Origin of the sequence: Streptomyces sp. NPDC060209 (genome assembly GCF_042728155.1) — a bacterium.
GTDB lineage: Bacteria > Actinomycetota > Actinomycetes > Streptomycetales > Streptomycetaceae > Streptomyces.
On the sequence record NZ_JBHWZS010000402.1, the window covers coordinates 1 to 6,805 of the forward strand.

Sequence of the window (6,805 nt, forward strand, 5' to 3'; positions counted from 1 at the left end):
CCCCTCGGGGTGCGGCCTGCGGTGCGTCCCGGCGTGCGGAGATCAGTCGTCCCTCTGTTCTAATGAATGGCCTTGTCGGGCCGTAGCGGGCGGGACCGGTGCGACCGGCAGTGACCAATGAGGGATTCCGTTGCGGGGGCATCGTGCTTGACCTGAACCAGAGCGAAACCGACGTGCCCGGCGAGCAGGCCCAGGGACCGGCCGCGGGTACGACGCACCCGGCGCCGCTGCGCCCGTACCTGATCGCCGCCGTGGTCCTCTGCGCGCTCTACTTCCTCTACGCGTACCTGCGGTACAGCCACTTCCAGTCGCCCTCCTGGGACCTGGGCATCTTCGAGCAGGAGGTGCGCGCCTACGCCGGGTTCGACGCCCCGGTCGTGGACATCAAGGGCCCGGGCTATCTGATACTCGGCGACCATTTCAGCCCCGTGGTGGCGCTCCTCGTCCCGCTCTACTGGATCTGGCCGTCCGCCGTCGCCCTGCTGTTCGCCCAGGCCGCCCTGTTCGCCGCCTCCGCCGTCATCGTCGGGCGCACGGTCCAGCAGATCCTGGGCGGCCGCTCCGGCCTGTGCGTCACCGTCGCGTACGGGCTTTCCTGGGGGCTGCAGGAAGCGGTGAAGGCCGACTTCCACGAGATAGCCCTCGCCGTCCCGCTGCTGGCCCTGGTCTGCCGGGCCCTGCTCATGGAGCGCTGGCGGGCCGTCGTCCTGTGGTCACTGCCGCTGGTCCTGGTCAAGGAGGACCTCGGGATCACCGTCGCCGTCGTCGGCGGGCTCCTGGCCCTGTACGGACGGCGGCTCCAGGGGTTCCTCCTGGCGGCCTTCGGTGTGTTCGCGTTCGCGCTGACGGTGCTGGTGCTCATACCGGCGGCCAGCAGCGCCGGGACGTACGACTACTGGAAGAAGATCGAGGAGAACGGCGGGCAGGAGGTCTCCCCGCTCGACTCCGTCCTCAGCGTGCTCAACTCCTCCGTCAAGCTGGAGATGCTGGTCTTCCTGGTCGGCATCACCGCGTTCATGGCGCTCCGCTCACCCCTGATCCTGCTGGTCCTGCCCACGCTCGGCTGGCGCCTGCTCTCCCAGGACTCCAACCACTGGGGGATGGTCTGGCACTACAGCGCGATCCTGATGCCGGTCGTCTTCCTGGCCATGGCCGACGGCATCCGCCGCAGTCAGGGATCGAAGCGGCCCTGGCTCGTCTCGTACGCGAACGTCGCCGTCCCCGTGGCCGCGGCGATCGCCATCGCCCTCACCCAGCACCTTCCGCTCCGCGACCTGCTGCGCCCGGAGACGTACCGGGCCGACGCGCGCACCCACGCCGCCGAAGCGGCGCTGGACGCGATTCCCGTGGGCGCCCGGGTGGAGACGGACATCACGCTGATGGCACATCTGACTGCGGACCGCACGGTCTACTGGGTCGGCGGGGCGCCCGGCACGGCACCCGACGTCGTCGCCATCAACCTGGACTTCGGCTGGTCGCGGCCGATCGACGACCCGGTGAAATACGCCCAGCAGCTGCACCCGGAGGCGCGCTACCGGATCACTCGGGAGGTGGGCTCCTTCGTCGTCATGGAGCGGACCACACCGGCGCCCGAAAACGGCTGAAGGCCGCGCACCCGCGGGTCAGCGGGTGCTACGGCCTTCACGCGCGGGTGCGCGGGGAAGTCAGTGCTGCGGCTGCTGCTGGCGGTTGAACCAGGCGCCGCCGTCGGACTTCGCCACGAAGACGACGACCAGGATGGCGAGGACCGTGTGGATGAGGCCCATCACGACGAAGGGGTAGATGCCGAGGATCGCGGTGATCACGCCGAAGACGATGGCCGTGATGCGTACCCCGTTGCCCCCCTTGCCGAACTTGGCGCCGAGGACGATGGCGAGGACTCCCCACAGCACGGCGAAGACGACGATTCCCCAGAGCGCGTTGCCCGAGTACTCGGCGAGCTGCTGGAACTGGACGTCTTCCTGGAGCGTCGCGTCGTTCTTGGCGGCGTTCACGGCCGCCGCGGCGAGGGCGACGAAGATCGTGCCGATGACCTGGAGCCCGGCTATCACGAAGAGCATGACGCGGGCGGCCTTCACACCACCGGGCATCTCGGTGGGCCCACCGGGGTAGCCGTAACCGCCCTGGACCGGCGGCGCCTGCGGGTAGCCGTAGCCCTGCTGGGGGGCACCCTGCGGGGCCTGCTGCGGGTAGCCGTAGCCCGGCTGCCCGCCCGGCTGTCCACCGGGCTGTCCACCCTGCTGCTGGCCGTAGGGGTTGTTGGGGTCGCCGAAGCTCATGGCGAGATTCCTCCGTTGTGAAGTGCGGGGACGACGCGGCCCGGACGGAGGAATCGTGTGCATTCTGAACGGTGGTCCCCCCGACACTGTCCGCGGTGATGCGGGCCTTATCGTCGTCGTGACATCCGCATTTTGTCCAGCTGATTGCCGAATGTGTTGTGCAAGTGCAATCTGGCGTCCACCTGGCAGGCCAGGATTGGTACGCGGGCGGGGTCATCCGCGAGGATGGGTGTCATGACTGCCCAGATTCTCGATGGCAAGGCCACCGCAGCTGCGATCAAGTCCGATCTGACCGTCCGCGTGGCGGCCCTCAAGGCACAGGGCGTCACCCCCGGCCTGGGAACCCTGCTCGTCGGTGACGACCCGGGCAGCCGCTGGTACGTGAACGGCAAGCACCGTGACTGCGCACAGGTCGGCATGGGCTCCATCCAGCGCGAACTCCCCGACACCGCCACCCAGGAGGAGATCGAGGAGGTCGTACGGGAGCTCAACGCCAACCCGGACTGCACCGGCTACATCGTGCAGCTTCCGCTCCCCAAGGGGATCGACACCAACCGCATCCTGGAGCTGATGGACCCGGCGAAGGACGCGGACGGGCTGCACCCGATGAGCCTGGGCAAGCTCGTGCTCAACGAGACCGGCCCGCTGCCCTGCACGCCGCAGGGCGTCGTCACCCTGCTCCGTCGTCACGGCGTCGAGATCAACGGCGCCCATGTGGTCGTCGTCGGCCGGGGCGTCACCATCGGCCGTCCGCTCCCGCTGCTGCTGACGCGCAAGTCCGAGAACGCCACCGTCACCCAGTGCCACACCGGCACCCGTGACCTCTCGGCGCACCTCAGGCAGGCCGACATCATCGTCGCGGCCGCCGGCGTGCCCCACCTGATCAAGCCCGAGGACGTGAAGCCGGGCGCGGCAGTGCTGGACGTCGGCGTCAGCCGGGACGAGAACGGCAAGATCGTCGGCGACGTCCACCCCGGCGTGGCCGAGGTGGCCGCATGGGTCGCCCCGAACCCGGGCGGCGTCGGCCCCATGACCCGGGCCCAGCTGCTCGTCAACGTGGTCGAGGCTGCCGAGCGCGCTGCCGCCGAGGCCTCCGCCGCGTCCGCCGGCTGATCCGGACCGGAGGAACGTCATGGGTGCTGGTACGAGTCCGACGGACGGTGCGCGCGCGGACGGGCAGGCCGAGGAGGCAGGGAAGTCCGACGAGGCCGTGGCGCCCGAGGGGCCCCGGGTGTCCGATGAGTCCCGGGTGACCGGGGAAGGCGACGCGTCCGGGGAACCCGGGACGCATGGGGGAGCAGGGGAGGCCGAGACGCCCGCCACCGCTGAGGCGGAGGGGGCTGCTGAGGCAGAGGGGGGCGCCGTGACGGCAGAGGGAAGCGGCTCGACCTGGGCGCCCTCGCGCCGCTTCTCGCTGACCCGCGACACCGCGCGTCCCGAGGGCGGCGGCCGGGCGGCACCGGGGGACGCCCCCGCTCCCGCCCGTCAGTGGCCACTGCTCACGGTGCTCTGCACCGCCGGGCTCGGGCTGCTGATCGTGGGGACCAACCCCTTCGCCGAGGCGTTCAGGATCGGCGCGATGCTGATGGGCGTGGCGCTGCTCGCCGGGGCGGTGCTGCGCTGGGTCGTCCCGTCCGTCGGCATGCTGGCGGTACGGTCCCGGTTCACCGATCTGGTCACGTACGGCCTGATGGGCGCCCTGATCGTGCTGCTCGCACTGATGGCGCAGCCCGGGCCGTGGCTGCGGGTCCCGTTCCTGCAGGACGTGGTCCACTTCACGATCCGCTGAGTGATGTGTCCGTCCCCTCCCCCGAGAAGGGACGGACACCGGACAGGGGCGCCGGCTCAAGAAGCGCCGGAATGCGGTGTCTTGATCGGCCTTGCCCTGTCCTGGGTCAAGCGTCATGGACATGAGGTACCGGGTTCAAGGGATGCCTGGTGCCTGTGGCACGGAAGTGACCATTCCGCCACCGTGCGATCGTCAGGCAACGGCTGGGGTCTTGCTCGGCACGCGCTACGGCGCACAACGGAGAGCGCGCTCATACGGAATGCACCCGTGCGCCCCTTTGTCCGGAACTGGCATCCTGGATCCGTGCATCCTTCTGGGTAGTTCGGAGCGCGGGACCAACCGTTCCGACGACAGGGGGAAGGACCCGGCGCCGGGGTACGGGGGCGCGCCGGGGACGTTCGGGGGAATCGACTGGGGGGAAGCAATGCCTCGTTGGAAGGCACTACCGGAAGAACTCGATCCGCAGATGCGGGAGTTCGCGGGCCAACTGCGCAGACTGGTGGACCGCAGTGGGCTGAGCCTGGCAGCGGTCGCCGACCGCACGGGCTACAGCAAGACGTCGTGGGAGCGTTATCTCAACGGCAGGCTGCTCGCGCCCAAGGGGGCGATCGTCGCGCTCGCCGAGGCGACGGGCACGCAGCAGCACCACCTGACGACCATGTGGGAACTGGCGGAGCGTGCCTGGAGCCGCTCCGAGATGCGCCACGACATGACGATGGAGGCCATCAGGATCTCCCAGGCGCGTGCGGCGCTCGGTGAGGCGGGTGTGGCCGCGGCCCCGGTGGCTGGCAGGCGTGCGGGCCACGTGGCCGGGGGCGGTGCCGGAGTCTCGACCGCAGAGGGGCCCGGAGGCGCGGGGCAGGACCTGGGCCGCCCGCCGTCCGTACCCGTACAGCGCGGTACGGCTCCGCGGATTCCGCAGCAGCCGCAGCCTGGATCCGCACCGGATTCCGGTGGAGGCGGACGCCGTACGGGTGCCGGCCCCGGGGTGCCGCAGGAGCCGCAGGGGGGCGGCCGTCGCAGGCTGACGCTGTTCCTCGCGGGTGTCGTGGGCGCACTCCTGCTGATAGCCGGGGCTGTGTTGCTCACCGATCTGGGCGGGGAGGACGACGCCGGCGCGGTGGCCGCGACACCGTCCGCCGAGCCCGGCGCCAGCGCGCCCCAGTTGCCCGCCGGCGTCGAGTGCAGCGGCGCCGACTGCACCGGACAGGACCCGGAAGCCATGGGCTGCGGCGGCCAGTTCGCCGGCACTGTCGCCAGGGTGACCGTCGGCAGCGGCCTCGTAGAGGTCCGCTACAGCGAGACCTGCGGGGCCGCGTGGGCCCGTATCACCCAGGCGTCCCCGGGCGACACCGTGAAGATCACCGCCGGCCCGTCGGAGCAGGTCGGCACGGTGGACGCGGACGCCGACGCGTACACCCCGATGGTCGCCGTGAAGAAGGCCTCCGACGCCAAGGCCTGCGCGACCCTCGCCTCCGGGGCGACCGGGTGCACCACGCCGGAGTGACGTGAGGGGCGGCTGCGTTGCGTAACCGTCTGTGTGCGGTCCCACAGGGGGGTGGGCGGCCCGGGCGGCGAGGGTCCGATAGCCTGACCGCTGGATATCTCTTCACGTCAAGATTCAGAGATATCCAGCACCAGGGGCAGGGACCCCCACCGCCAGCTGTCTAACGGAGATCGCCATGACCCGCACTCCCGTGAATGTCACCGTGACCGGCGCAGCCGGCCAGATCGGCTACGCGCTGCTCTTCCGCATCGCCTCCGGCCACCTGCTCGGCCCGGATGTGCCGGTCAACCTGCGACTCCTCGAGATCCCGCAGGGCCTGAAGGCCGCAGAGGGCACCGCCATGGAGCTCGACGACTGCGCCTTCCCGCTGCTGCGCAACATCGAGATCACGGACGACGCCAACGTCGGCTTCGCCGGCGCCAACGTCGCCCTCCTGGTCGGCGCCCGCCCGCGCACGAAGGGCATGGAGCGCGGCGACCTGCTGTCCGCCAACGGCGGCATCTTCAAGCCGCAGGGCAAGGCCATCAACGACAACGCCGCGGACGACATCAAGGTCCTCGTCGTCGGCAACCCGGCCAACACCAACGCCCTCATCGCGCAGGCGGCCGCCCCGGACGTACCGGCCGAGCGCTTCACCGCGATGACCCGTCTGGACCACAACCGCGCGATCTCGCAGCTGGCCGCCAGGACCGGTGCCGCCGTCTCAGACATCAAGCGGCTGACGATCTGGGGCAACCACTCGGCGACCCAGTACCCGGACATCTTCCACGCGGAGATCGCCGGCAAGAACGCCGCCGAGGTCGTCAACGACGAGGCGTGGCTGGCCGACACCTTCATCCCGACCGTCGCCAAGCGCGGCGCCGCGATCATCGAGGCCCGTGGCGCGTCCTCGGCCGCCTCGGCCGCCAACGCCGCCATCGACCACGTGCACACCTGGGTCAACGGCACCGCCGAGGGTGACTGGACCTCGATGGGTATCCCGTCGGACGGCTCCTACGGCGTCCCCGGGGGCATCATCTCCTCCTTCCCGGTCACCACGAAGGACGGAAAGTACGAGATCGTCCAGGGCCTGGACATCAACGAGTTCTCCCGTGCGCGCATCGACGCGTCGGTGCAGGAGCTCACCGAGGAGCGCGACGCGGTTCGCGAGCTCGGCCTGATCTGACCGGAGTCCGGCCCCCGGCCGGAACCGGAGCGGTACGAGGGCGCCCCCGGCAGCAACAGCTGCCG

The 6,805-nt window shown here is 70.5% G+C and carries 6 protein-coding genes; 5 read left to right on the forward strand and 1 reads right to left on the reverse strand.

All coding sequences use genetic code 11. The annotated features are described in order from the left end of the window. Window positions 1–143 precede the first annotated feature (143 nt). The gene (locus ACFWFI_RS39510; protein ID WP_387400277.1) at window positions 144–1,604 is read left to right on the forward strand and encodes a DUF2079 domain-containing protein; all 1,461 of its coding nucleotides are present in this window, start codon (window positions 144–146) and stop codon (window positions 1,602–1,604) included. Between the two features lie 60 nt (window positions 1,605–1,664). Here ACFWFI_RS39510 and ACFWFI_RS39515 read toward each other — a convergent pair whose 3' ends face one another. Further along, the gene (locus ACFWFI_RS39515) at window positions 1,665–2,279 is read right to left on the reverse strand and encodes a hypothetical protein (protein WP_387400279.1); all 615 of its coding nucleotides are present in this window, start codon (window positions 2,277–2,279) and stop codon (window positions 1,665–1,667) included. A 234-nt stretch (window positions 2,280–2,513) separates the two neighbouring features. On the opposite strand from ACFWFI_RS39515, the gene ACFWFI_RS39520 reads away from it, so the two are divergent. The 4 genes from ACFWFI_RS39520 (at window position 2,514) to ACFWFI_RS39535 (ending at window position 6,740) form a co-directional block, all read left to right on the forward strand. Then, complete coding sequence (locus tag ACFWFI_RS39520; protein ID WP_387400281.1) at window positions 2,514–3,392, forward strand: bifunctional methylenetetrahydrofolate dehydrogenase/methenyltetrahydrofolate cyclohydrolase; 879 nt, start codon at window positions 2,514–2,516, stop codon at window positions 3,390–3,392. Window positions 3,393–3,411: 19 nt separating this feature from the next. Further along, entirely contained in the window at window positions 3,412–4,068 is a 657-nt protein-coding gene (locus tag ACFWFI_RS39525; protein WP_387400283.1) for a DUF3017 domain-containing protein, read from the forward strand. Between the two features lie 424 nt (window positions 4,069–4,492). Beyond that, window positions 4,493–5,575 (forward strand): XRE family transcriptional regulator, encoded by a 1,083-nt coding sequence (locus tag ACFWFI_RS39530; RefSeq protein ID WP_387400284.1) that lies wholly within the window; start codon window positions 4,493–4,495, stop codon window positions 5,573–5,575. A gap of 175 nt (window positions 5,576–5,750) precedes the next feature. Next, a complete protein-coding gene (locus ACFWFI_RS39535; protein WP_387400286.1) occupies window positions 5,751–6,740 on the forward strand; it encodes a malate dehydrogenase in 990 nt (329 codons plus the stop codon). Window positions 6,741–6,805 lie beyond the last annotated feature (65 nt).

Excerpts from the sequence above, each read along its gene's own strand:
- ACFWFI_RS39535 (WP_387400286.1), top strand. The coding sequence starts at position 5,751 with ATGACCCGCACTCCCGTGAATGTCACCGTGACCGGCGCAGCCGGCCAG.
- ACFWFI_RS39530 (WP_387400284.1), top strand. The coding sequence starts at position 4,493 with ATGCCTCGTTGGAAGGCACTACCGGAAGAACTCGATCCGCAGATGCGG.
- ACFWFI_RS39520 (WP_387400281.1), top strand. The coding sequence starts at position 2,514 with ATGACTGCCCAGATTCTCGATGGCAAGGCCACCGCAGCTGCGATCAAG.
- ACFWFI_RS39515 (WP_387400279.1), bottom strand. The coding sequence starts at position 2,279 with ATGAGCTTCGGCGACCCCAACAACCCCTACGGCCAGCAGCAGGGTGGA.
- ACFWFI_RS39525 (WP_387400283.1), top strand. The coding sequence starts at position 3,412 with ATGGGTGCTGGTACGAGTCCGACGGACGGTGCGCGCGCGGACGGGCAG.